The organism is Bosea vestrisii (genome assembly GCF_030144325.1).
GTDB classification, from domain to species: Bacteria; Pseudomonadota; Alphaproteobacteria; order Rhizobiales; family Beijerinckiaceae; genus Allobosea; species Allobosea vestrisii_A.
Map to the genome: position 1 here is coordinate 4,095,745 of NZ_CP126307.1, position 25,202 is coordinate 4,120,946.

A 25,202-nucleotide genomic window follows, 5' to 3' on the forward strand; every position below is an offset into this window, starting at 1 on the left:
TCATGGCTCTGCTCGATGAAACCGCTGGGGGTGTCTACGTCATCGCGGTGACGCCCTTCACCGAGGCTGGTGCGCTCGATCTGGAGAGCACCGACCGCATGGTCGATTTCTATCTGGAGAAGGGCGCGACCGGTCTCACCGTGCTCGGCATGATGGGCGAGGCGCCCAAGCTGACGGCGGAGGAGTCCCACATCTTCGTGCGCCGCGTGCTGGCACGGGTGCAGGGCCGCGTGCCTGTCGTCGCCGGCGTCTCCGCCTCCGGGTTCGCCGCGATGCGCGAGCTCAGCGAAAGCGTGATGGGCGATGGCGCCGCCGGTGTCATGGTCGCACCGCCGTCGAATCTGCGGACCGACGACCAGATTGTCTCCTACTACGCCTTGGTCGCCGAGACGCTGGGATCGAAGGTGCCTTTCGTCCTGCAGGACTTCCCGCTGGTCACGCAGGTGCAGATGACCCCGGCGGTGATCCTGAAGATTGCCGCTGCTCATCTCAGCTGCGTCATGCTCAAGCACGAGGACTGGCCGGGTCTTGCCAAGATCTCGGCCCTGCGCTCAGCCAGCGATCGGGGTAGCCGCCGGATCTCGATCCTCGTCGGCAATGGCGGCATCTTCCTGCCTGAGGAGCTGTCGCGCGGCGCCGATGGCGCCATGACCGGCTTCGCCTATCCCGAGATGATGGTCGATGTCTGGAAGGCGCATGCGAGCGGCGATGTCGAGCGGGCGCATGACCTCTTCGACGCCTATCTGCCGCTTGCCCGCTACGAGCAGCAGCCGGGCCACGGCCTCGCGATCCGCAAGCACATCCTGGCCAAACGGGGCGCGATTGCGTCCGGCACCCTGCGCAAGCCCGGCGGAACCTTGTCCAGGGCCGACATCGCCGATATCGAACGGCTCATCGCGCGGCAGGAACGGCGCCTGAAGGAGATCGGCTGATGGATCTGGGACTTGTTGGAAGGCGCGCGCTCGTCCTCGGCGCAAGCCGCGGCCTCGGCGCCACGATCGCACGGACACTCGCCGCCGAGGGCGCGACCGTCATCGCCGCGGCCCGCGGCACCGATCTGACGGACAGCTGGATCGCTGCGCTGCCGGCGGATCAGCGCGGTCGCGTCAGCGCTGCGAAGCTCGACTTGGCTGATCTCAGCTCGGTCGACGCGCTTGCCGAGCGCCTCATTGCGGAGGGCGGCGTCGACATCCTGATCGGCAATTCCGGCGGCCCGCCGCCGGGCGAGGCCCGCGATGCCAAGCGCGCCGACTGGCTCGTCCATTTCGAAGGCATGGCAGCCAATCTCTTCCATTTGGCGCAGCGCCTCCTGCCCGGCATGACGGAGCGCGGCTGGGGGCGGATCGTCACCATCGCCTCGTCCGGCGTCGAGCAGCCGATCCCGCGCCTGGCGCTCTCGAACGGCATCCGGGCCGCGGTCGTCGGCTGGTCGAAGACGCTGGCGTCCGAGGTCGCGGGTAGCGGGGTCACCGTCAACATCGTCCTGCCGGGCCGCATCCATACCGAGCGCGTCGACCAGCTCGACGATGCCGCTGCGGCCCGTACTGGCGGCACGCGGGACGCCGTCGCGCAGGCTTCGATGGCGGCGATCCCCGCCGGCCGTTACGGCAAGCCGCAGGAGTTCGCCGATGTCGTCGCCTTCCTCGCCAGTGAGCGGGCGAGCTATGTGACAGGCGCCAAGATCCGCATCGATGGGGGCATGATCAGGGGCATCTGAGGTCGGAATCCGGATCGCTACCGTCTGCCTTTCGGTTGATGGACGCCTGCGGCGTGCATCTGGGATGAAGTGGGCAGCGCAGGCTGACGCCGAGCCGGAGCCACAAAGGCACACCAACTCCCCGAGCACACGCAAAGCATCGCGAAGCGTGTGCCGGCTTACATCGAAGCGCGCGCATAGTGCGCTTTCGCTCGGCCGCATCGAGCTGGCGGCGAACATCCTGGCCTCGATCTCTGCCTGCAGAGTCTGAGCGATCCGCCGACAGAGCAGCGGGCGGGCGGAATCGAAAGCCGCACAGTCCTCCTTCGACCGCACTCTCGCCAACCCGTCCATGCCGTCCCGACTCATCGTTCGCCCCGGCGGGTGAGGACGCGCCCTCATGGAAGCTCTTCAAGGCGATGCTCGGCCCGGAAACACGCCGGAAATCCGCACGCATTGCGCCTGGCGACGCATCGCGGGCGCCGCAGGTCGTGAGGTCATGACGAATTTCCATGGCAGCGGATTGTAATCATCATACATGATGTATATGAATTGCGTCGGTCAATGCTGCCCACTCGAATGGGCGCTGCCTGGGAGGACGCAATGATGAAATCTTGGATGGCTGCCGCCTGTGCGGCCGCCTTGGCTTTGCTGGTCGGGCTGGCACCGGATGTGGCTTTGGCGCAGACGGTGACGCTGAAGTTCGGCACCGTGATTCCCCCAGGCGACAATCCCGAGCTGAATGCGATCGCCGCCTTCAAGCGGCAGGTCGAAGCGCAGACCAAAGGCGCTGTGAAGGTCGAGATTTTCCCCGGCGGCCAATTGGGCGGGGGCGGCCGCGCCGCGATCGAAGCGGTGCAACAAGGTGTCGCGGATCTTTATCTGTCCAGCGACGCTGACTTTGCCGGCTTCCACGCTCAGGTGCAGCTGCTCTCGGCGCCTTATCTTTTCGACGACGCGAATGCGGCGTGGTCATTCTTTGCGAGCCCGTTCGCAGCCAGGCTCGGCGAGGAAATCCGCGAGCGGACGGGCGTCCGCACCCTGACCATGGCGGAACTCGGCTTTCGCTCGTTCACCAGCAGCAAGCGACTGTTCGTGAAGCCGGCGGACGCCAAGGGGTTGCGCATCCGCGTGCAGGAAAGCCAGATCTACCTGCGCATGATCGAAGCGCTGGGCGCTTCGCCGACGCCAATTCCGTCGACCGAGCTGCTGATGGCTCTGAAGCAGGGCGTGGTCGACGGCGCCGAGAATGCGCTGTCGGTGATCCATGATTTCGGCATGGCCGACGTCCAGAAATACGTCACCATCAACGAGCATGTGATGGGCGTTCTGTTCATCATCATGAACGACGAAACCTATGCGAAGCTGGCCGCCGACCAGCGCAAGGCGGTCGATGAGGCAGCCGCCGAACTCGGCAAGGTGGTGCGCGAGCAGAAGGCGGCCCGCAAGGCGGATTACATCCAGAAGATTCGCGCCAAGGGCGTTGAGGTGCATGAGAGCACCCCTGCCGAAAAGGCGGCCTTCAAGGCGGTGATGCAGAAGCCTGTGCTCGACTATCTACTCGGGAGATTCGGGCGAGCACGCGTCGAAGAATTGCTGGCGGCGGCCAACGGCAAATCCTGACCATGCTGCGCAAGATCGTCCACGGCACGGTACGCGTGAGCGAATGGTTTGCCGCACTCGGAGTGCTGGTCTGCGTCGGCTTGAACCTGGCGCAGGTCGCCTGCCGCTACTTCTTCTATGCGCCGCTGCCCTGGTCGGAAGAGGTGATGCGTTACGCCATGGTCTGGGTCGCCATGCTCGGTGCCGCCGCGGCTCTCGGCCGTGCGGAACTGCCAGCTGTCAACCTCATGGCGGACTCCGCGAATGTCGGGCTGAAGCGCGCCGCCGGCATCGTTGCTGCTCTCGCGGTTTGCGCATTCTGCCTGACGCTGATCATCGCGGGCTGGCCAACACTGCAGCGCGCCTTTCGAGCCGTTTCGCCGGCGGCCGAGATCCCGCTGCACTATCCCTATCTTGCCGTATTCATCGGCTCGGGCCTGATGGCCTTGCTGGCGGTTGCGCTGATGTTCCTGAAGGAGCCGGTCGGCGGGGGTGGCAGCGATGCTTAGCGCTCTCGTCATCTTCGCGCTGACGCTGATCTCGGGCGCGCCGATCGCCATTGCGCTCGGGCTCGCCGGACTTGCCGGCAGAGTCGAGCTCGGCATTCCCCTGCGCAGCCTTTCGGGCGCGATGTTTGCCGGGATGGACAGCTTCATCCTTCTGGCGGCACCGTTCTATCTGCTGGCCGGCGACCTGATGCACAAGGCCGGCGTCACCGGGCGCCTGATCGACCTGGCCTCGATCGTGACGCGCGCCGTGCGGGGCGGCACCGCCTACGCCGTCGTTCTGGGCGCCCTGCTGTTCTCCGGCATTTCCGGTGCGGCGGTGGCTGACGCCGCCGTGCTCGGACAGTTGTTCGGCAGGCGTATGCCGGCTGAAGGATACGGGCGCGAATACACGGCAGCTCTGATCGCCTCCGCCTCGCTGCTCGGGCCGATCATCCCGCCGTCGATCATCATGGTGATCTACGGGTTGATGGCCAATGTGCCGGTGATCGACCTGTTCCTCGGCGGCGTCCTGCCGGGCATCGTGCTGGCGCTTGCGCTGTGTTTCGTCATCGGGCTTCATTCCGTGCGCGGCGCCGGCCTTCCACGCCCGCAGAGCACCGCCCACGGGCGCTCCATCGGCCAGACACTGCTGGATACGCTGCTCGTGCTGCTTTTGCCGATCGCGCTGTTCCGCGGCGCAATCGCCGGCGTGTTCACGGTGACCGAAGCCGGCGGCGTCGCCGTGGCTTATGCCTTGCTACTCGGCTTCGTGATCTACCGGACGCTCGATCTCAAGGAATTCTACGCGTCCTTGGTTACGACGGCGCGGCTGTCGGCCTCCATCTACATCATCCTCGGCGCCTCGAATATTCTCGCGCAGGTCATGGCGATCGGCGGTCTTGCCGGCTTCATTGCCGACGTCGTGGCTCTGTTTATCGGCAGCTCGCTGTTGTTCCTGTTCGTGGCGGTGGTTCTGCTCCTGGTGGTCGGCCTCGCGCTCGAACCGGGTCCGGCGATCGTGCTCCTGGTGCCGATCTTCCAGCCGATCGTCACCCAGCTCGGCATCGATCCACTCCACTTCGGCATCGTCATGATCTTCGCCTTGACGGTCGGACTGGTGACGCCGCCGGTGGGGCTGTGCGTGTTCGTGGTGGCGCAGTTGCTGCAGGTACCTTCCGGACGCGTCATCGCCAGCATGACGCCGTTCTTCCTGGCCGTACTCGTCGCCCTCGCCGTCGTCATGCTGGTGCCAGGGCTGTCGACCTGGCTGCCGATAGCCCTGAAATGACGAGGACCTGCCGGTGAGACAAGGCAACATGCATTCGTTCGCGGTCGACCGCATCGCCGAGTGGATCGTCAGCGAGCGCTTCCCGGTCGGGGCGGCGCTGCCGATCGAGCAGAAGCTGTGTGAGGAACTGGGCGTCAGCCGCACCATCGTACGCGAGGCGGTCAAGACGCTGGCCGCCAAGGGCATGGTCGAGGTCGCCCCCAAGCTCGGCAGTCGCGTGCTGCCGGAAAACCTGTGGAACATGTTCGACCCGCAGGTCCTGGGCTGGCGGCTCAGTTTCCGCGAGGCCGGGGTCGTCGCCGAAGACCTGACGGAATTGCGGCTGTTGTTCGAGCCCGCCGCCGCCCGCTTCACCGCAACCAGGGCAAGCTACAGCGAGAAGCGGGCCATTCGTCACGCCTACGAGCAGATGGCCGAGGCCGAAGGGCGCTCTCAGGCCTTTTCCAAGGCGGATATCGCGTTTCACACGCTGATCCTCGACGCGTGCCACAATTCGTTCCTGCGCAGATTGGCGCCGCTGGTGGAGATCCTCATCCAGACGACGCTCGACCTCTATGCCGAGGGTGGGTGGGATTCCGAGCACATCGAGAGCGCTTCGCTGCCGCTGCACGCCGCGCTGGCAGAGGCGATTTCCGAAGGAAATGCCGACGCAGCTGAGCGCGCGGCGTGCGCGATCATCAAAACCGCTCAGGACGACATGCGCCGCGCCGTGACCCGGCTCGCGACGAAAGGCACGGCTACGTCCTGACGGGCACGCGCCGGCAAAAAGAAGGGATATTCCATTGAAGATCGACGCCATCGAGACGCTGCGGCTCGAAGAGTTCCCGAACCTGCTTTGGGTTCAGGTCAAGACCGACGACTCCATCATCGGGCTCGGCGAAACCTTCTTCGGCGCGCGTGCGGTCGAGAGCTACATTCACGAGACGGTGGCGCCTTATCTGCTCGGGAAAGACCCTTTGCAGATTGACCGGCACAGCCGCTTCCTGCTGAATTCCTTCGTTGGATTTTCGGGGACCGGCGTCGAGATGCGCGGCACCTCGGCGATCGATATCGCGTTGTGGGATATTTTCGGAAAGGCCACCGGCCAGCCCATCCACCAGCTACTCGGCGGACTCTCGCGAGACAGCGTGCGCATCTACAACACCTGCGCCGGCTACAAATATGTGCGCGGCTCGCGCATCAGCCAGAGCACGGCGAATTGGGGCCTCGCCAATGCCGCGCAGGAAGGCCCGTATGAAGATCTGGACGCCTTCCTCAACAACGCCGACGAACTGGCCCACAGCCTGCTGGAGCAGGACATAACGGCGATGAAGATCTGGCCGTTCGACATTCCGGCCGAGAAGACCGGCGGCCTCTATATATCGTCAGCCGACATGAAGAAGGCGCTCGAGCCGTTCGAAAAGATCCGCCGCGCGGTCGGCGACAAGATCGACATCATGGCCGAGTTCCATGCGCTGTGGAACGTGCCGACCGCCTTGCAGATCGCCCACGCCATTGCCGACTACAAGCCGTTCTGGCTGGAAGATCTGATCAAGCTGAACAATCCTGCGGGGTTGGCGGAAATCCGTTCCAAGGTCAGGAGTCCAGTCTGCGCCTCCGAGACACTCGCCACGCGGCCGATCTTCCGCGACCTGATGGAGCGCCGCGCCACGGATATCGTGATGCTCGACCTGTCCTGGGTCGGCGGCATCAGCGAGGCAAAGAAGATCGCGACCATGGCTGAAGCCTTCGATCTGCCGATCGCACCACATGATTGCGTTGGCCCGGTGACGCTCATCGCGTCGATCCATCTGGCGCTGAACGCGCCGAATGCACTCGTGCAGGAGACTGTGCGGGCCTTCTATACCGGCTGGTACAAGGAGATCCTGAACACGATGCCGGTGTTCGAAAAGGGCTACGCGCTGCCAATGCAGGGCCCGGGCCTCGGCACCGCATTGATCGAAGACCGCTTCAAGGCGGCGGATGCGGTTCGGGTCGTCAGTCGTCGGCCGTAAGCGCGGGCCATTGGCCGCGCCCACACTTCGGGCGCGGCCGTAGGGACGCCGCGGCATCTCGGCACCGATCGCTGCCGGAGGCCGATGACGTCCTCCGCCCTGGCTCGCTCCGACGACATTGCCCGCGCTCAAGCTGCGGAGGACGCAGCCTGACATAGGCTGGAAGGCGAGCAGCCGCGCAGGGCAGGGACGCCTTCATCCTGTCGTCGCGAGTGCTCGCGCGCCCTTGACTCTATCTATATGTTCAAACATTCTAACATATAATCAAAGATAGAATGTTGGGGGACGACATGGCGACGACGAGGCGGGAGTTTCTGGTGGCTGCGGCGGCGAGCGGCCTTATGGCGCAGCCGGGATGGGCGGCGGCACCCGGCATTACGATCGTGATCAATCAGTCACCCTGGCTCGGTGGCTTTGCCAAGCTCGTCGAGCTCTACACCAAGGAGACCGGTAATCCGGTCAAGCTGGACGTCAATCCTTTCGCAGGCGCGGCCGAGAAGGCCCGGAATTCCGTGCGCTCGAGCGAGGGGCTCTACGACCTCATCCCGATCAACTCGGCCTATCTCGCCGAGTTTTACTATGGCGGCTTCCTGACGCCGCTGAACGAGATCGACCCGGCCTTCAAGCTCGATCCGGAGATGATCTCTTATGACGACACCTCATGGTGGGACGCCGCCCGCAAGGCCAACACCTCTGCGACCGGGCGCCTCTATGGTGTGCCCGTCAACGGCAATGTGCCGGTCCTCTATTATCGCCGGGATCTGTACGATCAGCATGGCTTGAAGGTCCCCAAGACCTGGGAGCAGTTGCTCGCCAATGCCCGGGTCTTGCACGATTCGCCGCGCGTCTACGGGATGGTCCTGCGTGCCGCCCGCAGCGCGTCCGACATCTCCTATGACTGGATGCCCTATCTCCATTCCTTCGGCGGAGCGATCTTCCGCGACGAGAAGGGCGGCGATTTCACCGTCACCCTGAACGATGCGGCGGCCAAGGCCGCACTCGACCAGTATCTTGCGATCGCCAAGGCCGTCTCGCCGCCCAATCCGGGCAGTTTCACGCAGACGGCCGTGGTCCAGCAGCTTCTGACCGGCAAGGCGGCCCACGCTATAAACGTGATTGCGGCCTGGTCGCAGGTCGACGATCCCGCGCGCTCGGCGGTCGTCGGGAAGATCGACGTCGCCGTCGCCCCGCACGGCCCGGGTGGCAAGCCGGCTCCGACACTCGGTCACTTCATCGGCGCGATTCCCCGGAACGTCCCGCCGGAACGCAAGAAGGCCGCTCTCGCCTTCCTGGCCTGGTTTCAGACGCGGGAAGCCCAGACCCGCTATGCCGAATTCGGGTCCCCGCCCGTGCGTCGCGATGTGCTCGCCGGGCCGCTCAGCAACGAACCCCGCTTCCGCTTCATGAAGGCGCTTCTCGACAGCGCGCCTCATGCCCGGATGATGCACACCATTCCGGAAGGTGCGCAGATCAACGCGGTCCTTGAGTTGCGCCTGAATCAGGCGGTGATCGGGGGAGATCGCGGCGACCGAAGCCCTCAACCTGGCGGCGCGCGAAATCCACGAGATCACGGCCAAGGGCGGCTACCGCACCGGCATGCTGGCGCCGCTCTAAGGCCTTGGAGATGCGAGCGCGCAATATGCCTTCGTCGGACGCTGCCGTTGTCGCCATGGCCCGCGCATCCTGGTCGGACACGGGCTGGTCGGACCGGACATGGCGGCTGGCCTTGCTGGCGCCGCTCCTCTTCGTCCTGGCAGCGCTGACATTGCTGCCGATCGCCGAGCTCGTCGTGATGAGCCTGCACCAGATTTCCTGGAGCGAGGGCCGCTCCCGCTGGGACTGGGCTGGCCTGCGCAACTATGCGGACCTCTGGCGGGATGCCCTGTTCCACAAGGGGCTCGTCAACACCACGATCTTCGCGCTCGTCGCCGTGAGCCTGCAGATGACGATCGGCCTCGGCCTGGCCCTTCTGACCAGTCGCGTCGCGCGCGGCCGGGGCTTCTACCGGGGCGTCCTGCTCCTGCCGATCCTTGTGCCCGGCATTGTCGTCGGCGCGATCTGGAAACTGCTCTACAGCCCGGATTTCGGCGCCATCAACCAGATCGTCGGTCTCGTCGGCATCGAACCGCGCGACTGGCTGGGTGAAGGCGCGCTCGCATTGCCGGCTATCATCGCGGTCAATGTCTGGCACTGGACGCCGTTCTGCTTCCTGCTCCTTTTCGCCGGGATCGAGAACCTGCCTCGCGACGTCTACGAGGCCGCTGAGATCGATGGCGCGTCCGGCTGGCAACGCTTTCGCTACGTGACCTTGCCCCTGCTGATGCCCACCATCGCGGTCACCCTCGCATTTCGCCTCATCACGGCCTTCAAGGTCTTCGACGAGGTCTATCTGCTGACGGGCGGTGGCCCCGGCACGGCGACGGAGGTCGTCAGCTTCAGCATCTATCGACGCTTCTTCACCGAAGACCGGGCCGGCTATGGCTCGGCGCTGGCGATCGTGACCCTCTTCCTGCTCGCGCTGGCAGTCATCCTGGCGCAGGGCGCGGCGCGCCGCCGCCGGGAGGCCTGAGATGATCGTGCGCAGGCAACATATCGGCGACTGGGCCAGCGCCGTCTGGCCTCATCTCGTCCTCCTGCTCGCGGCAGCGCTGATGCTTGGGCCGTTCCTCTGGATCGCCGCCGCTGCCTTCCGAACCCAGATTTCGCTGATGATGGGCGAAGTCCTGTTCACCCCGACCTTGTCGAATCTGCACGAGCTGCTCTTTTCCAGCACGTCGAACTATGCGCGCAGCTTCGCCAACAGCCTGGTCGTGGCCACCCTGACGACGCTCCTCGTCCTGACCTCGGCTCTCGCCTCCGCCTATGCGCTCGTGCGGCTCGGAGCACCGCCCTTGCTGACCAGATTGATCCTGGTCTGGGCGCTCGTCTTCCAGATGATCCCCCGATCACGCTGGTCGGCGCCTGGTTCACGCTGTTTCGGACGCTCGGCCTCGACAACACCTATACCGGGCTTGTTCTTGCCCATGTCGCGCTCAACCTGCCGCTCGCGCTCTGGATTCTCATTGGCTATGTCCGCGATCTGCCGATCGAGCTCGACGAGGCCGCCCGGATCGACGGTGCCTCGGTGCCCGTCATCCTCGTCCGTATCGTCCTGCCGCTGGTACGGCCAGGGTTGCTGGCCGCGGGCGTGCTTGTCTTCATTTTCAGCTGGAACGAGTTCCCGGTCGCTCTCAACCTGACGTCCGAGCGGACGGCCACCGTGCCCGTTTCGATTGCGAGTTTCGCGCAGGAATACGTCATCCAGCATACCGGGATGGCGGCAGCCTCACTGCTCTCGATCGTGCCGGCGCTTGCCTTCCTGATCCTGGCTCAGCGGACAATCATCAGGGGCCTCACCGCAGGCGCCGTGAAATAGCAGATTGACAAAGTCTAAATGTTCATACATTTGGACTGATATAGAGGGAGGTCGTGATGCCCCGACGTAGTACCCAGCCATCGAAGCCGACAGCGGCGCCGGCAGAGCCGGCGGCGGGGCAGGGAGAAAGCGTCATCACGCTGCGTCCCTTCGAGCAGGGCCCGTTCCTGCCGCTGCATTTCCAGGTCCGCAACGATCTGTCCCTTCAGCTTCGCTCAGGGCGCTTCGGCGCCGGCGCCGCCTTGCCCAGCGAAGGCGATCTCTGCCAACATTACGGCGTCAGCCGGGGCACCATGCGGCACGCGCTGCTCGAACTGGCGCGCGAAGGCATCATCGAACGCTTCGCAGGCCGAGGCTCGTTCCTGCGCCAGCCGAAGTTCGAAGGCCATATCGCGGCCTCCTATCGTCAATTCAGGCTGGAAGGCCCGCCCATCGATCCCGGCGGCCGCATCCTGTCGCTGTCGCGCCATCGTGCGACGGCCGAGATCGCCGACCGCCTTGGCCTGAAGCAATCGGCTTATGTCTGGTCCCTTGATCGCGTGCGCTTCGTCGGCGCGTCGCCTGTGGCCATCCAGATGAGCGCCATTCCGGCCGACCTCTGCCAGGAGCTGACCAAGGAAGAGCTGACCACCCGTCACCTCATCGATGTCCTGCGCGATCGCCACGGCATCGAGTTCACGCATGCCGACGAATATGTCGATCCGGGTATCGCAGACGCTTTCGTTGCCGGTCATCTCGAGGTCGCTCCGGGGACGCCGGTCTACGAGCTCGAGCGCAAGACCTATCTGGCCGATGGGCGGGTCGGCGAATACCGGCGGGCGGTGATGCGTGGCGATACGCATCGTTACAAGATCGAGCTGCGCTGATGACCGCCGAGGCCGCCATCGAGCAGGTGCGGATTGTTGTCGAGAGTGATCTACCCGACGTCGTCGCGGCGGATTCGCTGATCCGCTGGAGCTTGACCCTGAAGCCGGCCGCTCCCTTCCCGCCGGGAGCGGCGATCGGCCTGGCGCGCCATTGGCCCAGCGATTGGGGCAGCCCGCAATTCGACCGGCCGGATGCGGCGGACTATGTCACGATCGTCGCGGCGGAAGGCTGTCCGACGAAGGTCGAGGTGCGTCGCCAATCGTCGTGGCATCCCTTCGACCATGCCCTTCTCATCGAGCTTCCAGACGGTTTGACGTCGGATCTCACGGTGACATTCGGCGCCGGCGACAGCCCCGGGCACCGCGTGCAGACCTTCGTCGAAGATGCCTCACCCTTGAGCCTGCGCCTGCGGTCAAGGCCGGACGGCGCCTGGCACGAGATCGAGCGGCTGCGGACACGGGTGATAGGCGGCCCGATCGCCGGGCTGGCGGTGACGGCGCCAAGCGTCATCAGGCCGGGCGAGCGCTTCTCGCTTCATATCCTGGCGGAAGATTGCTGGGGCAACCCGGCTTCTGGCGTCGATCTCGACCTGCGCGTTCCGGAGCTCGGCTTGAGCGGCCGCCTGACCAGCGCCGGCGGCTCGATCACGCGCATCGAGGCGACGCTGCCGGCTCCTGGCGTGTACCGTCTCGCGGTCGAGGACGAGGCGGGTCGCTGGCGGGCGCTGAGCAATCCGATCCGCTGTGATGTCGCGCCGGCTCATCGCCTGTACTGGGGTGACATCCATGCCCAGTCCGCGATCGGTTGCGGGGCTCAGTCGATCGCGGGCTATTTCCGCTTCGGACGGGATGTCGCCGCGCTGGATTTCGCCAGTCATCAGGGCAATTGCTTCCTCGTCTCAAATCCCGAATGGACCGAGAGCTGCGAGGTCACGCGTCAATTCAACGAGGATGGCCGCTTCGTTGCCCTGCTCGGCTACGAATGGTCCGGAACGACCACTGTCGGCGGCGATCACAACGTCTATTTCCCCGGCGACGACGGCGAGCTTCGCCGCTGCAGCCATCGGCATCTCCCGGATGTCTCGGATGTGGCGACCGACCTGCCGCATATCACCGATCTGCACGACCATGTACGCGGTCGCGATCTGCTGATGCAGGTCCACGTCGGGGGCCGCACCTCGAATCTCGACTGGCACGAACCTTCGACCGAGCGCCTGATCGAGGTTCATTCGACCCATGCCACCTCCGAATGGTTCCTGCACGATGCCCTCGCACGCGGCTGGAAGTTCGGCGTGACCGGCGGCAGCGACGGAATCGACGGACGGCCCGGGCGCAGCCGCCCCGGCCGGATGTCGGTGCGCAATCTGGGCGGCGGGCTCGCCGCGCTCGCTGCGCCCGATCTCAGCCGCGCCTCGGTCTGGTCGCACCTCGCCGCTCGGCGGACTTATGCGACGACCGGTCCGCGCATCCTGCTGGCGTTTTCCTGCGGACAGGCGGGCTTCGGCGATTCGCTGCGGACGAAAACGGCCCCGAGCTTCGAGCTCGATGTCGCCGGTACCGCTCCATTGCGCTCTGTGCAGATCTTTCGCGGCATCACGCCTGTCTTCCATGCTCCGATTCAGGCTAGGGACCCGCGCCCAAGCGATGTCCTGCGCGTGGCTTGGCGCGGCGCGTCCGGCTTCGGCAATTGGGAGCGCGCCAGGATGATCTGGGACGGTTCGCTCGCGATCCAGGGGGCAACGATCCGCGCGGTCAGGCCCTATGCGATGGACACGGCTGCCGAAGGCGTGACGGGCTGGTCCGCTCAAAACGTCAGCTGGACCTCGATCACGGCGGGGGATTGGGACGGGATCGAGCTCGAGCTTGAACGGACCGGCCCCGTGAACCTGCGGTTCGAATCCGGCCCGATGGCGCATACGTTTTCGGCGGCGGAAATCGAGGCTGGAGCCTCGCATCGCTTGCCCGACCCTAATCGCGAGCTGCGGGCCGAATGGCTGCCGCGCCTGCCGGCATCGGAAGACTGGAGCGGCGGCTGGACGGAAACCGAAAACCTGCCGGGAGAACAGGCTTACTGGCTGCGCGTCGAGCAGGATGACGGCGCTATGGCCTGGTCGAGCCCAATCTACGTGACGGTTTCGCTGTGACCGGCCCCTCGTCATCCAAGGCGATGATTGAGGTGCGCGGGGTCAGCCAGCGCTTTCCCGGCGATCAACCCGGCGCAGCGCCCGTCCTGGCGCATATCGACCTCGCCATCGGCGAGAACGAGTTCGTGGTCCTTGTCGGGCGCAGCGGCTGCGGAAAGACCACGCTTCTCAATATCATCGCCGGCCTGACCGCCGCCTCGGAAGGCGAAGTGCTCGTCGACGGCCAGCGGGTGACCGGGCCGGGCCACGGCAAGGGCATGGTCTTTCAGCAAAGCGCACTTTTCCCCTGGCTGACCGCAAAGGGAAACATCGCCTTTGCGGCCCGAAATCGCGGGCTGCGCGGCGCCGAAATCGACGCGCTGGCCGAGTCGCTGCTGGACCTCGTCGGCCTCGCGGGGCAGGGGGAGAAATACCCCTTCGAGATGTCCGGAGGCATGCAGCAGCGTGTCGCCATCGCGCGGGCGCTGGCGCTCGACCCTGCCGTGCTGCTCATGGACGAGCCCTTCGGCGCACTCGACGAGCTGACACGCGACGAGATGCAGGAAGAGCTTCTTCGGGTCTGGGCAGCGCGCCGCAAGACGGTGGTGTTCGTCACCCACTCGATCTCGGAGGCACTGGCGCTGGCCGACAGGATCATCGTCCTCGCGCCCCGACCGGGCCGCATCGTGCTCGACCGCCGCCTCGAGGCCAGGCGACCGCGCTCCCGCACCGACCTCGAGCTTCTGCGCCTTCACGAGGAGATCCGCGAAGCCCTGCGCGAGCAGGGCCGCCCCGCAGCGAGACAGGTCGCATGATATCCCGCGATCTCCCGCACCGGCTGCTCGACATGGCGCTACCGATTGCGGTGATCGCCATCTGGTTGCTGGCATGGGAAGCCGCGAGTCGCATGGAATTGCTCAATACTTTCCGGTTTCCGCCACCCTCCCGTGTTTGGGCAAGCGCCATCGACCTCGCGACCAACGGCTTTCCAATGGGCACGCGCCTGGGCAGCCATATCGCTGCCACCCTGCAGCGGGTCGTCTGCGGTTATCTCCTGGCTATCGCACTCGCCATTCCCCTGGGGTTGGCCATCGGGCGCAATTCCGTCGCCGACAAGATGACGGCGCCGATCATCGCGTTCTGCCGCTCGGTCGCAACCCTCAGCCTCCTGCCGCTGGCGCTGGTCTGGTTCCGGAACAGGCGAGGCCTCGAAGATATTCCTGATCGGCTATGGCTGCTTCTGGGTGATGTTGTCCGCCGCGGTCGCCGCCGCCAAACTGATCGATCCCCTGCTGATCCGCGCCGCCCGGACCCTCGATACGAGCCGCCGCGATCTCTTCCTGCGGGTCTCGCTCCCGGCAACGCTGCCCCGGCTGTTCTCAGGTGCGCGGATCGCGCTTGGGGTCGGCTTCATGGTGATCGTCGGTGCCGAGATGATCGGGACGACGACGGGGCTCGGCGCCCTGATCATGGAGGCGCGCACTTTCTACCGGAGCGACCTGACGGTGGTCGGGATGGCGCTGATCGGCCTGATCGGGTTCGGCCTGACGGCCGGGCTGGCCTGGCTCGAGACCAGGCTGATGCCCTGGCAGGAGCGGGAGGCATCCCGATGACGCGCTCGCCCGTTCTCGCCGGTGCGATCGGCACCGCCTTGCTCCTGCTCGCCTGGGAGCTCGCAGCCCGGTATCTCTGGCGTGACCCGGGGACATTGCCTTCGCCGAGCCAGGCACTGGTCGCGGCGACGAAGATGCTGAGCCTGCGGGAATTCGTCGAGCATCTCGCCATCAGTCTCTGGCGGATCCTGGCCGGGTTTGCCCTGGCGAGCCTTGTCGGCATCGCGCTCGGCGTCGCCTGCGGCCTGTCGCGCGGGTTCTCGGCTGCCATCCGGCCGGTCATGGACCTGTTGCGGCCGATCCCGCCTCTCGCCTGGATTCCGCTCGCCATCATCTGGTTCGGTCTGGGCGAAGGTTCGAAGATCTTCGTGATCTTCCTTGGTGCGGTCTTTCCGATCTTCACCGCCAGCTGGCGCGGCGTGACGCTGGCGCCGCCGCTTCTCGTCCGCGCCGCGCGGACCATGAATATCGGCCGCTTGCGGATGGTCGGCTCCGTCATCCTGCCGGCGGCGCTGCCGGACATCGCGTCGGGCCTGCGCATCGGCTTCGGCCTCAGCTTCGGTATCCTGGTGGCGGCCGAGCTGATCGCAGCCCGCAGCGGGCTCGGCTACCTCGTCATGCAAGGACGCGAGCTCGGCCAGCTTGGCATCACCGTTTTCGCCATCGGGGTCATCGGGCTCGTGAATCTGGTGGCGGATGCTGCCTTCGCTCTCGCCATTCGCAGAACGGTCGGACGCTGGAGCTCGATCTAACAAGCAAAAAAGGGGGATAAATCATGTTGAGACGGGATTTCATGACAGGAGCTGCCGCCGGTGCTGCAGGCGCGTTTTTCAGCCCGCTCGCCGCGCTGTCACAGCCCAAGCCACAACTCGGCAAGATCACGCTCGGCTTCGGCCTCGACCCGGTCTTTGCACCGCACATCGTCGCCACGGAGAAGGGCTGGTTCAAGGAAGCCGGGTTCACCGAGGTGGCCACGAAGTCCTTCTCGGGCGGCGCCTTGGCCGGTGAAGCGCTCCTCGCCGACGAGATCCAGCTTTGGACGCCAGGCAATCTGCCGCCGATCTCGATGGCCCATACCGGCGTTCCGATCGTCGTGATGGGAACGAACTGCATCGCAGCGGCAGCCGACAAGCTCGTCGCCCGCAAGGATGCGAACATCCGCAACCCGGAAGACCTCTACAAGATCAAGATCGGTCTTCTCGCCGGCTCCACTGCGAGCGCTGTGTTGCACAAGCTCGCCGGAACCTACCGCTTGGACGCCAGCCGGCTGCAGACCGTCAACATGCCGCCGCCGGAGCAACTTGCGGCCCTGAATGCCGGGCAGATCGGCGCGATGCTGTGCTGGCAACCCTGGGGCTATCGCGCTTTGCAGGGTGGCGTGGCAGAGCTCATCCACTCGGGCGTCTCCAGCGGCTTTGCGGCGAACAAGGGCGCCGAAGTTCAGATATCCGCGACCCGCTCGCTTTTCGTGACGAGTGCCGCCTTTGCCAGACGCAATCCAGCCGCGCTGTTTGCAATGATGGCGACACTGGTGCGCGCGCAGACCTACGTGGCAAATCCTGCAAACCGCGGCGAGGTCGTCGGGCTCGTTGCCCGCGAGACCAAGCAGGATGCCGCGCTGGTCGCGTCGATCTGGGACGAATACGTCTTCGATCCCATTTTCGACTTCTCTTATCTGTCCGACATGCGCGCGATGACCGACTACCTCGTCTCGTCGGGGCGTATCAAGGAGGCGAAGGACCCGCTCGACTATACCTATTCGGGGGCGGTCGCCGCTGTGAACGAGCAGCTGGTCAAGTTGCCGGGCCGTTGGAAGCCGTGATGCCCGGACCGCAAACCGGACTGGCCTTGATCGGAGCCGGCTTCATCGCCGAATACCATCTCGGCGGGTTGGCGGCCGTGCCGGAGGCCGCTGTAAAAGTCGTGGCCAGCCGCTCCATCGCAGGCGCGCAGCAGCTTGTCGAAAGCTTGCCGGGAGCCGTCGCGACGACCGATGTCGCGATAGCGATAGGCCGCGACGATGTCGATGCCGTTCTGGTGACGACCCCTGACGACACCCACGAGGCGATCGGCGCGCTCGCGCTGCAAGCTGGAAAGGCTGTGCTGCTCCAGAAGCCGATGGCAACATCGAGCGCAGCCTGCCGGCGTTTGATCGCTCTCGCCGACCAGACCGGCTGCGACCTGCAGGTCAGCTTCATGCATCGGCATTTCGAGGAGGTGGTTGCCGCACGCCGCCTCATTGCGGAAGGCGCCATCGGCACCATCACCAGCGTGCGTATGCGCAATGCCACGCCGGGCCCTGACTGGGGGAATGGTTTTTCCGGCGCGATCGGGTCGGCGGCGGCGCGATCCTGCAACTCGGCATCCACGGCATCGATCTCATCGAGCATCTGGTCGGGGAGGTCGCCGCCGTCAGCGCCCGGACCGCGACGCTGCTCAGCGAGCGCCGTCTTCGCGATGGCCGAATCGTGCCGGTCGAGAACCCCGACAGCGCCTGGTGCCTCTACGAACTCGCGAACGGTGTCATCGCGAGCCACGAGGTCTCGATGATTGAACAGGCCGGCTGCGATCGCTTCCGCATGGAAATCTATGGGACGAAGGGCACGATCTGGCTCCGCTCCGAGCGAGGCGCACTCGCCTTCGCCCGCAAAGGCCAGTCGGAATGGTCGGTCCCGAACCTGCCGACGCCGCCCTTCGGCCAGCGCCAGCATCGGGCATGGCTCGAAGGCGTGACCGGCCTCGCGCCGCGAGAGCAGACTGCCCGCGCCGGGCTGCGCGGCCTGCTCGTCGCCGAGGCGATCGAACAGTCGCAGGCTGCAGGCGGGCAACGCATCGCCGTCTCGTTAGAATGAGAGATGGCCGTGTCCCGTCCCCACAAGATCGCCATCCTCAGCTTCGCCCATTACCACGCGAACTTCTGGGCCGAGCAGTTCGCTCGTGAGCCCGACATTGCGCTCGCTTGCATTTGGGACGACGACCCTGAACGCGGCCGCGAAGCCGCCGGCCGCTTTGCGACCCGCTATGAGCCGGATCTCGATGCGGCGCTTGCATCCTGCGAGGCGGTGGCGATCTGCTCGGAGACCAGCCGGCACGCCGAGCTCGCCATCCGGGCCGCAAGGGCCGACCGCGCCATCCTGTGCGAGAAGCCGCTGGCGACCAATCTGGCGGATGCCGACGCAATTCTGGCAGCGCTCCGCGAGACCGGGACGCTCTTCATGCAGAGCTTCCCGAAGCGCCTCGATCCGGCCTCCCAGGCGCTGCGCGAGGCCGTCGCGAGCGGGCAACTCGGGCGCATCCATCTCGTACGCATCCGGCACGGTCATCATTACGGGCTCGACGAAGCGTTTCGGCGAAACTGGTATGCCGACCCGGTGCTGGGCGGAGGCGGGGCGCTCATCGACGAGGGCGTACACGGCGCCGATCTGCTGTGCTGGCTGTTCGGTCTGCCTGAGAGCGTCGTCGCGACCACGTCCTCGGTGCTCCCCGGCCTCGCCGTCGAGGACGGAGCCACCGCGCTCTTCACCTATGCCGACGGCATGACGGCCGAGCTCACGGCCAGCATTGCCTTCGTCGCCGCAGACACCTCGATCGAGATCTACGGCACAGGCGGGACGATGCTGCTCTCGGCCGTCGATCTCGCCTCGCGCGACATCACGCACGGTGGCTTCCTGCGCAGTTTCATCGCGGGCGAGGAGCGGCAGTGGCAGGTCCATAATCTCGTGCCCCGCTTCAAGCAGGGCGAGTTCCATCACCAGAACGCCGCGGCCTTCGCCCGCTGCCTGCGCGAGGGCATAGCGCCACCGGCCACCGCCGAGGACGGGCGCCGCGCGCTACGCCTCATCATCAGCGCTTACGAGGCGGCGCGCACCGGCCGGCGCCAGCTCATCGCAGATCACGAGAAGGATTGAGAATGGGCCAAACCATCGACATCGTCATGATCGGCTGCGGGAATTTTTCCCGGCGCTACCATGTCCCGGCGATCGAGGCGGATGCCGATGCCGCGATCGTCGCGATCTACGATCCCGTCCCCAGCGACGGCACTCGCCAGCTTGCACTGGCGCAGGGGGCCGTCCTGGTCGCCGATCTCGATGACCTGCCGGCGACGTCGCGGCCGACCGTCGCCATCGTGACGACGCCGCACACGCTGCATTTCGAGCATGTCCGCTTCGCGCTGGCGCGTGGCTGGCACGTGCTCTGCGACAAGCCGTTCGTCATGCAGCTTGCGGAGGCCAAATCACTGGCCGCCGAGGCGAAAGAGCGGCAACTCATCAATGCGGTCGCCTTCAATCGCCGCTTCGACCGCGGCTGCTTGCGCGCGCGGGCCGCCCTCGCCGCCGGCGAGATCGGCCAGCTCCGCTTTATCCAGACCATCCAGCTCGGCTATGAGCGGGCAGGCTGGTTCCTCGATCCGGCGCTCGGAGGCGGTGGTCCCTATACCGGCCGTGCCAGCCATATGGCGGATTTGCTGCCATGGCTCGTCGGACACACACCCGATCGTATCCGCAGCCGCTTGCGTGGCGATGGCGGCCCTCGCTCCGACCAGGGTGGCTTCATCGAATTGCGCTTCGGCGAACTCGAGGCGCAGCTCACCTGCATCGAGGAGGGCTGGCACATGTGGGACGAGGTTCGCCTCTTTGGTGACGACGGGCTGATCGAATTGCGCCGGCCACTCACCATCCCCTTGGGCTGGGAGTTCCGGATGACGCGTGAGCGCGGGCGCGCCTATGAACAGCTCGACGCAGACCAGGCGGTCGGCGCTGCCCTGGTCGACTTCCTGCGCGCCGTGCGCGGGGGCGGCCGGCCCGAGTGCAGCTTCGCCGACGCCGCGCTGTCGGTCGAGATCGTCGAAGCCGCCTTCGCGTCCGCGCGAAGTGGCGAAGCCTGGCGGGAGTTGGGTCAATGAGCGATCGAATTGCGATGGAGGTTCTGGAGATCGCGACGCCGGACGGCGCGATGGAAACCCGTATGTTCAAGCCGTCGGGCTCTGCTCGGCGCGGCGGCGTCATCCTCTATATGGACGCCTTTGGCCTGCGCCCGGAATTGGACGACATGTGCCGGCGCTATGCCGAGCAGGGCTATGTCGGCTTCCTTCCCGACCTGTTCCATCGCATAGGGTCACCCCGCTTTGCGCCGCCGCGGACAGCGGAGGAGCCGCTCGATCCGGGCATGCATGCGGCCAACGATGCGACCAGTATCGAAGGCTCCCTGGTCGACACGGCCGCCGTTCTGCAATTTGCGGAAAGGCAGACGGAGCTCGCCGGCCTCCGCTTCGGGGCTGTCGGCCATTGCATGGGCGCGCGACATGCACTCGCGGCCGCGGCTCGGTTTGGCGAGCGGGTCAAGGCGGCTTCCTGCCTGCATGGCGGGCGATTGGTGTGGGAGGGACCAAGCTCGCCACACCGCTTCATCCCCGAGGTCCGCGGAGCTCTCTATTTCGGCTTCGCCGCGAACGACATTACTTGTCCCGACGCCCACAAGGTGGTGATCGAGGGCACGATCGCCGCTTACGGCGCGAACGCTGTGACCGAGCATTTCGCCGCCCATCATGGCTGGACCTTCCCCGAACGCTGGTGCTTCGACGCCGGCGCCGCAAAAAGAGCGTGGGAGCAGACAATCGCGATGTTCGATCATCATGTCGCTCGCGAATGAGAGATGACCTCGCGGCCCCGGCTTCTCCGCACGTCGCTCCGTGGCAGCTTAACGTGGGGCGATCGTCATGCCGCCGTCGGCCATGATGACCGCCCCCGTGATAAAGCTCGCTTCATGCGAGGCGAGGAAAGCAATCGCCGCAGCGATTTCATCCGGCCTACCAAGACGACCGATCACCTGGCGCTCCGCCATTGCCGTCATGCGCTCCTCGCGATCGACACCATCACCGGCGAGGCGGGCGATCCAGGGCGTGTCGACGGTGCCGGGACAGAGGCAATTCACCCGTACCCTTCCAGCGAGCTCGACCGCGAGCGAGCGCGTCAGGCCGAGCACCGCCGATTTCGAGGCGCAATAGGCGGCTCGTTCGGCAAAGCCGAGATGGGCTGCGACAGAGGCGAGGTTGACGATGCTGGCCCCGGCCGACAGCAGCGGCAGCGCCGCCTTCGCCATCAGCATCTGCGCGGTGACGTTGACGGCGAAGACGCGGTTCCAATGGGCCACCGTGAGCTCGGCCAAGGCGCCTTCGCCCGGTATGCCGGCATTGTTGACGAGCACGTCGCAGCGGCTGCGCCTTGCGAAGAAGTCGACCACGGCGCCTGCATCGGTGATGTCGAAGGCATGCCAGGACAGGCGTTCCGTATCGCCTTCGCCTGCCGGCGGCTCCACATCGATCGCAGCGACGCGGGCGCCTTCAGCGAGGAAGCGCGCGACCGCTGCCCGCCCGATGCCACGGCCGGCACCGGTCACGACCACCTCATGATCCCGGAAACGCATTGCGGTTTCTTTCAGTATTTCGGCTTCTCGGCGAACCAGCCGGGCCGGTCGGGATCGAGATAGGCGCCGATCACCTTGCTGCTGACGAAACGCTCCAGCGCATCGAGATCGGGCACGACGCCGAGACCGGGCTCCTGCGGGACGCGCAGGCGGCCGTCGCGGATCGCGAAAGGCTCGGTGACGATGTCGGCGCTGTGGTAATAATACTCGGTGTCGATCGCGATATTCATGTTCGGGATCGAGGCGGCGAGGTGCAAGTAAGCGGCTTGTGACAGGCCGAGCTCGCCACCCGAATGCAGCGTCACCGGAATGCCAGCGGCTTCGGCTATGCCTGCGGCCTTGACGCATTGCCAGATGCCACCCTCCTCGTGCGGGTCGAGCAGGATCACATCGGCAGCGCCGGCGCGCACGATGTTGCCGACGTCGCCGAGCGTATAGGCGCCCTCGTCGATCGCGATCGGCACCGTTTGCGCCTGGCGCAGTTCGGCATGGCCGGCGATGTCGTGCAGGACGAGCGGCTGCTCGACATAGGCGAGGTCGAGCCCCTTGAGCTTTTCGAGCTGGCGTCGGGCCGTGCCCGGCGACCAGGCGCCATTGACGTCGGCGCGCAAGGGGGCGTCGCCGACGACCTGGCGCACGCCCTCCATCAGGGCGATATCGCTCCGCTCGTCATGGCCGATCTTGACCTTGAAGGTGGTGTAACCCTCGTCGCGGAAGCGTGCGGCGGTCTCGGCGCAAGGCTTGGGATCGGCAACGAAGAGATAGGCCGCGAGCTCGATCTCCCGCCGATAGGCGCCGCCGAGCAAGGCGTGCAGCGGCAGGCGCGCATGCTTGCCGAGCGCATCCCACATCGCCATCTCGACCGCAGCGAGCGCCATCACCACGGCGCGCTCGTGGTGATAATAGCCGGCACCGAGCACATGCCGGTGCAGGCGCTCGACATCGGCGACGCTCCGGCCAAGCGCGAGCGGGAGCACGACCCTCTCCAGCACGACCGGGACGAAATCGAGCAGCGCGATCGTCTCGCCATAGCCCTTGAGGCCGGAGGCGGTCGTCACCTCGACGATCAGCCGGGTCGAGCCGGCGCGCTTGCCGGAGCCCCAGACGATCGGGCTGTCGAAGGGGATATAGACCAGCCAGTGCCGGGTCGCGGTGATGGTGAGCGGGTTGTCGGGAAGTGCCATGGCGGCTTTCAATCCATGTAGAGGCCGCCGTTCACGTTCACCACCTCGCCGGTGATGTAGCTCGAACGCGACGACGACAGGAAAAGCAGGAGATCGGCGATCTCGTCGGTCTCGGCCATGCGGCCCAGGGGAACGAAATCGGTGACGCGCTTGAGCTGCTCGGGCGTCAGTGCCTTGATCAGCTCGGTCGCGACCGGTCCGGGCGCCACCGCATTGACACGCACCCCGACCTTGGCCGCCTCGATGGCGAGCGCCCGGGTGAAGCCGATGACGCCGGCCTTGGAGGTCGAATAGGAGGTGTTGTCGCCGAACAATGTGCCGCGCTTGCCGGCAAAGGAGGCGAGCGAGACGATCGTGCCCCTGCTCTCGGCGAGAGCCGGCATCGCCGCCCGCGATAGCAGGTAGACAGCGTCGAGGTTGACAGAAAGGACGCGGCGCCAGGACTCCGGGGTCGTCTTGGCGATCGGCGCCGGCTCGCTGATGCCGGCATTGTTGACGAGCACGTCGAGTCGGCCGAAGGCCGACAGCGTCGCGTCCAGCACCCGGTCGGCAGCGCCGCCCTCGGTGAGGTCGGCCGCGACCGTCCGCGAACCCGGTACCGAGGCGGCCGCCGCTGTGAGAGTGGTTTCGTCGCGGTCGGCGAGCATCACCAGCGCGCCCTCGGCGGCAAAGCGCTGCGCGCTCGTCAGGCCGATGCCCCTGGCCGCGCCGGTCACCAGCACGACCTTGCCGTTCAGTCCGAGATCCATGGCTCCGCTCACTCCCCGCGGTTACTTGACCGCGCCCTGCGTCAGGCCGGCGATGAACTGGCGCTGCATGATCAGGAAGGCGCCGATGATCGGCACGCTCGACAGCACCGAGGCCGCCATCAGCATCCCGTATTCGGGCAGCTGGTCGCTCTTCAGCGTCGCGACGCCGACCGGCAGGGTCAGCATCTCGTCGGTCCGCATCATCACCAACGGCCAGATGTAGCTGTTCCAGGAGGCGATGAAGATCAGCACGCCGACGGTGCCGAGCGCCGGGCGCAGCAGCGGCAGCACGACGCTCCAGTACAGGCGGAATTCGCCCGCGCCGTCGATGCGGCCGGCATCAAGCAGCTCGTTCGGGATCGCCACCGCATATTGCCGCATCAGGAAGATGCCGAAGGCATTGGCGGCGAAGGGCAGGATCAGCACGATATAGGTGTCGAGCAGCCCGAGCCGGGCCAGCCAACCGAAGAGCGGGATCACTGTGGTGAAGGCCGGGATCGAGACCGAGGCGATCACGACCCAGAACATCACCGTCTTGCCCGGGAAGTCGAACTTGGCGAAGGCGTAGCCGCCGAGCGAGCAGAACAGCAGCCCGAGCGCCGTGCTGGCGAGCGCGACCACCAGGCTGTTCGCCATCCAGCGCAGATAGAGCGTCTTCGCCAGGAGATCGTCGAAATTCTCGAGCGACCAGCGGCGTGGCCAGACATCGCCGGCGAAGATGTCGGCTCGCGATTTGAAGGCGGAGAGCACCGCCCAGAGCACCGGCGTCATCGCCAGCGCGAGCACGAGAAGCACGACAAGGGTTCCGAGATAGGCGGCGAGGCTGGGCGCCGGCTGCTCGGCCTGAGACGGACCGCTCATGCGACCTCCCGTCCGGAGAGAAGCTTCTGGACGATCGCAATCGCGACGATCATCAGCGTCAGCACATAGGAGACCGCCGCCGCGTAGCCGAGTTCGACGTATTGGAAGCCGGCCTGGTAGAGGTAGATCACGATGGTCAGCGTTGAGTCGGCCGGGCCGCCCTTGGTCAGCACCCAGGGCTCATCGAAGAGCTCGAGCGCCCAGATTGTCGACATGATCACGCCGAACAGGATGACCGGCTTGAGCAGCGGCAGCGTCACATGGCGTGTCACCTGCCACGGGCTGCAGCCGTCGAGGCGCGCGGCTTCCTTGACGTCGCCGGGAATGCCCTGCAGGCCGGCGAAATAGATCACGGCGTAATAGCCGAGCGCCCGCCAGACGCGCAGGATGATGATCGCCCAGATGGAAAAGCGCGGATCGCCGAGCCAATCGATCTCGCCGAGCCCGAGACCCTTCTGCACGATGTTGAGCAGGCCGACGCCCTTGGCGAAAATCATCTCGAAGATCACCGCCGCGACGACCAGGCTGATCGTCACCGGCAGGAAGAAGCCGACCTTGACCGCGTTCTTGAAGCGCAGCCACAGGCTGTCGAGGCAGAGCGCCAGCGCCAGCGCCGAGAGGTTCAGGATCGTCACATAGACGACGCCGTAGAACAGCGTGTTCTTGAGCGCCACCCAGAAGCGCGGATCGGCGAAGAGCTTGGTGTAATTGGCGAAGCCGATGAAGCGCGGCGAGGCAAAGCCGCGCCAGTCGGTGAAGGAATAGATCAGCGAAGCGATGATCGGCCCGAGCCAGAAGGCGATGAAGGTCAGGAAGAAGGGCGCGAGGAAGAGATAGGGCGTCAGCCCGCGACGCAGCCGCGGCCAGAGCACTCTCCCGCCGGCTCTCCTCGCTGCGGTC

The 25,202-nt window shown here is 65.9% G+C and carries 23 protein-coding genes and 4 pseudogenes; 21 read left to right on the plus strand and 6 right to left on the minus strand.

Features of this window, described 5'->3' with window-relative positions; all coding sequences use genetic code 11:
* Positions 1-2: 2 nt before the first annotated feature.
* Together QO058_RS20160 and QO058_RS20165 are read left to right on the plus strand one after the other, a co-directional pair.
* Positions 3-932, plus strand: a complete 930-nt coding sequence (locus tag QO058_RS20160) for a dihydrodipicolinate synthase family protein (RefSeq protein ID WP_284168039.1) — start codon at positions 3-5, stop codon at positions 930-932.
* Positions 932-1,717 (plus strand): SDR family oxidoreductase, encoded by a 786-nt coding sequence (locus tag QO058_RS20165; protein WP_284168040.1) that lies wholly within the window; start codon positions 932-934, stop codon positions 1,715-1,717. The genes QO058_RS20160 and QO058_RS20165 overlap by 1 nt, the downstream gene beginning before the upstream one ends.
* A 135-nt stretch (positions 1,718-1,852) precedes the next feature.
* On the opposite strand, the pseudogene QO058_RS31480 reads toward QO058_RS20165, so the two are convergent.
* Positions 1,853-2,098 (minus strand): annotated as a pseudogene (locus tag QO058_RS31480) (GntR family transcriptional regulator); the annotation flags it as partial.
* Between the two features lie 201 nt (positions 2,099-2,299).
* Here QO058_RS31480 and QO058_RS20170 point away from each other — a divergent pair.
* The 19 genes and pseudogenes from QO058_RS20170 to QO058_RS20260 all read left to right on the plus strand — a co-directional run bounded on the left by QO058_RS20170 (position 2,300) and on the right by QO058_RS20260 (position 20,734).
* Positions 2,300-3,319 (plus strand): TRAP transporter substrate-binding protein, encoded by a 1,020-nt coding sequence (locus QO058_RS20170; protein ID WP_284168041.1) that lies wholly within the window; start codon positions 2,300-2,302, stop codon positions 3,317-3,319.
* Positions 3,320-3,321: 2 nt separating this feature from the next.
* Entirely contained in the window at positions 3,322-3,807 is a 486-nt protein-coding gene (locus tag QO058_RS20175; RefSeq protein WP_284168042.1) for a TRAP transporter small permease, read from the plus strand.
* Entirely contained in the window at positions 3,800-5,074 is a 1,275-nt protein-coding gene (locus QO058_RS20180) for a TRAP transporter large permease (RefSeq protein ID WP_284168044.1), read from the plus strand. Before QO058_RS20175 ends, QO058_RS20180 begins: the two co-directional genes overlap by 8 nt.
* A 28-nt stretch (positions 5,075-5,102) precedes the next feature.
* The gene (locus tag QO058_RS20185; protein WP_284168045.1) at positions 5,103-5,822 is read left to right on the plus strand and encodes a FadR/GntR family transcriptional regulator; all 720 of its coding nucleotides are present in this window, start codon (positions 5,103-5,105) and stop codon (positions 5,820-5,822) included.
* A 34-nt stretch (positions 5,823-5,856) separates the two neighbouring features.
* Positions 5,857-7,068 carry a mandelate racemase/muconate lactonizing enzyme family protein gene (locus tag QO058_RS20190; protein WP_284168046.1) on the plus strand — a complete coding sequence of 404 codons (1,212 nt, stop codon included), beginning with the start codon at positions 5,857-5,859 and terminating at the stop codon, positions 7,066-7,068.
* A gap of 290 nt (positions 7,069-7,358) precedes the next feature.
* Entirely contained in the window at positions 7,359-8,831 is a 1,473-nt protein-coding gene (locus tag QO058_RS20195; protein ID WP_284168047.1) for an ABC transporter substrate-binding protein, read from the plus strand.
* On the plus strand, positions 8,795-9,637 hold the full coding sequence (locus QO058_RS20200) for a carbohydrate ABC transporter permease (RefSeq protein WP_284168048.1): 843 nt from the start codon (positions 8,795-8,797) through the stop codon (positions 9,635-9,637). Before QO058_RS20195 ends, QO058_RS20200 begins: the two co-directional genes overlap by 37 nt.
* A 468-nt stretch (positions 9,638-10,105) precedes the next feature.
* Positions 10,106-10,378: pseudogene (locus tag QO058_RS31485) on the plus strand (ABC transporter permease subunit); the annotation flags it as partial.
* 161 nt (positions 10,379-10,539) lie between these two features.
* Positions 10,540-11,349 (plus strand): GntR family transcriptional regulator, encoded by an 810-nt coding sequence (locus tag QO058_RS20210; RefSeq protein ID WP_284168049.1) that lies wholly within the window; start codon positions 10,540-10,542, stop codon positions 11,347-11,349.
* On the plus strand, positions 11,349-13,493 hold the full coding sequence (locus QO058_RS20215; protein ID WP_284168050.1) for a DUF3604 domain-containing protein: 2,145 nt from the start codon (positions 11,349-11,351) through the stop codon (positions 13,491-13,493). Before QO058_RS20210 ends, QO058_RS20215 begins: the two co-directional genes overlap by 1 nt.
* 23 nt (positions 13,494-13,516) lie before the next feature.
* Positions 13,517-14,287 carry an ABC transporter ATP-binding protein gene (locus QO058_RS20220; RefSeq protein WP_284168051.1) on the plus strand — a complete coding sequence of 257 codons (771 nt, stop codon included), beginning with the start codon at positions 13,517-13,519 and terminating at the stop codon, positions 14,285-14,287.
* 381 nt (positions 14,288-14,668) lie between these two features.
* A pseudogene (locus QO058_RS20225) lies at positions 14,669-15,085 on the plus strand (ABC transporter permease); the annotation flags it as partial.
* Positions 15,082-15,837: an ABC transporter permease gene (locus QO058_RS20230; protein ID WP_284168052.1), complete on the plus strand. Its 756-nt coding sequence runs from the start codon at positions 15,082-15,084 to the stop codon at positions 15,835-15,837. The pseudogene QO058_RS20225 and the gene QO058_RS20230, both read left to right, overlap by 4 nt.
* 41 nt (positions 15,838-15,878) lie before the next feature.
* Entirely contained in the window at positions 15,879-16,907 is a 1,029-nt protein-coding gene (locus QO058_RS20235; protein WP_284168053.1) for an ABC transporter substrate-binding protein, read from the plus strand.
* Positions 16,907-17,266: pseudogene (locus QO058_RS20240) on the plus strand (Gfo/Idh/MocA family protein); the annotation flags it as partial. The gene QO058_RS20235 and the pseudogene QO058_RS20240, both read left to right, overlap by 1 nt.
* A 182-nt stretch (positions 17,267-17,448) precedes the next feature.
* Positions 17,449-17,937 carry a Gfo/Idh/MocA family oxidoreductase gene (locus QO058_RS20245; protein ID WP_432212072.1) on the plus strand — a complete coding sequence of 163 codons (489 nt, stop codon included), beginning with the start codon at positions 17,449-17,451 and terminating at the stop codon, positions 17,935-17,937.
* A gap of 9 nt (positions 17,938-17,946) precedes the next feature.
* Positions 17,947-18,993 (plus strand): Gfo/Idh/MocA family protein, encoded by a 1,047-nt coding sequence (locus QO058_RS20250; RefSeq protein ID WP_284168054.1) that lies wholly within the window; start codon positions 17,947-17,949, stop codon positions 18,991-18,993.
* A gap of 2 nt (positions 18,994-18,995) precedes the next feature.
* A complete protein-coding gene (locus tag QO058_RS20255; RefSeq protein ID WP_284168055.1) occupies positions 18,996-19,988 on the plus strand; it encodes a Gfo/Idh/MocA family protein in 993 nt (330 codons plus the stop codon).
* Positions 19,985-20,734, plus strand: coding sequence for a dienelactone hydrolase family protein (locus tag QO058_RS20260; protein ID WP_284168056.1), 750 nt, complete (start codon positions 19,985-19,987; stop codon positions 20,732-20,734). Before QO058_RS20255 ends, QO058_RS20260 begins: the two co-directional genes overlap by 4 nt.
* Before the next feature lie 48 nt (positions 20,735-20,782).
* On the opposite strand, the gene QO058_RS20265 is transcribed toward QO058_RS20260, so the two are convergent.
* Genes QO058_RS20265 through QO058_RS20285 form a run of 5 tightly spaced genes read right to left on the minus strand, consistent with a single transcriptional unit; the run spans position 20,783 to position 25,174 of the window.
* Positions 20,783-21,508: an SDR family NAD(P)-dependent oxidoreductase gene (locus tag QO058_RS20265; protein ID WP_284168057.1), complete on the minus strand. Its 726-nt coding sequence runs from the start codon at positions 21,506-21,508 to the stop codon at positions 20,783-20,785.
* 11 nt (positions 21,509-21,519) lie between these two features.
* Positions 21,520-22,692, minus strand: coding sequence for a mandelate racemase/muconate lactonizing enzyme family protein (locus QO058_RS20270; protein WP_284168058.1), 1,173 nt, complete (start codon positions 22,690-22,692; stop codon positions 21,520-21,522).
* Between the two features lie 8 nt (positions 22,693-22,700).
* On the minus strand, positions 22,701-23,441 hold the full coding sequence (locus tag QO058_RS20275) for an SDR family NAD(P)-dependent oxidoreductase (protein WP_284168059.1): 741 nt from the start codon (positions 23,439-23,441) through the stop codon (positions 22,701-22,703).
* A 21-nt stretch (positions 23,442-23,462) separates the two neighbouring features.
* The gene (locus tag QO058_RS20280; RefSeq protein WP_284168060.1) at positions 23,463-24,302 is read right to left on the minus strand and encodes a carbohydrate ABC transporter permease; all 840 of its coding nucleotides are present in this window, start codon (positions 24,300-24,302) and stop codon (positions 23,463-23,465) included.
* A complete protein-coding gene (locus QO058_RS20285) occupies positions 24,299-25,174 on the minus strand; it encodes a carbohydrate ABC transporter permease (protein WP_284168061.1) in 876 nt (291 codons plus the stop codon). Before QO058_RS20285 ends, QO058_RS20280 begins: the two co-directional genes overlap by 4 nt.
* Between the last annotated feature and the right edge of the window lie 28 nt (positions 25,175-25,202).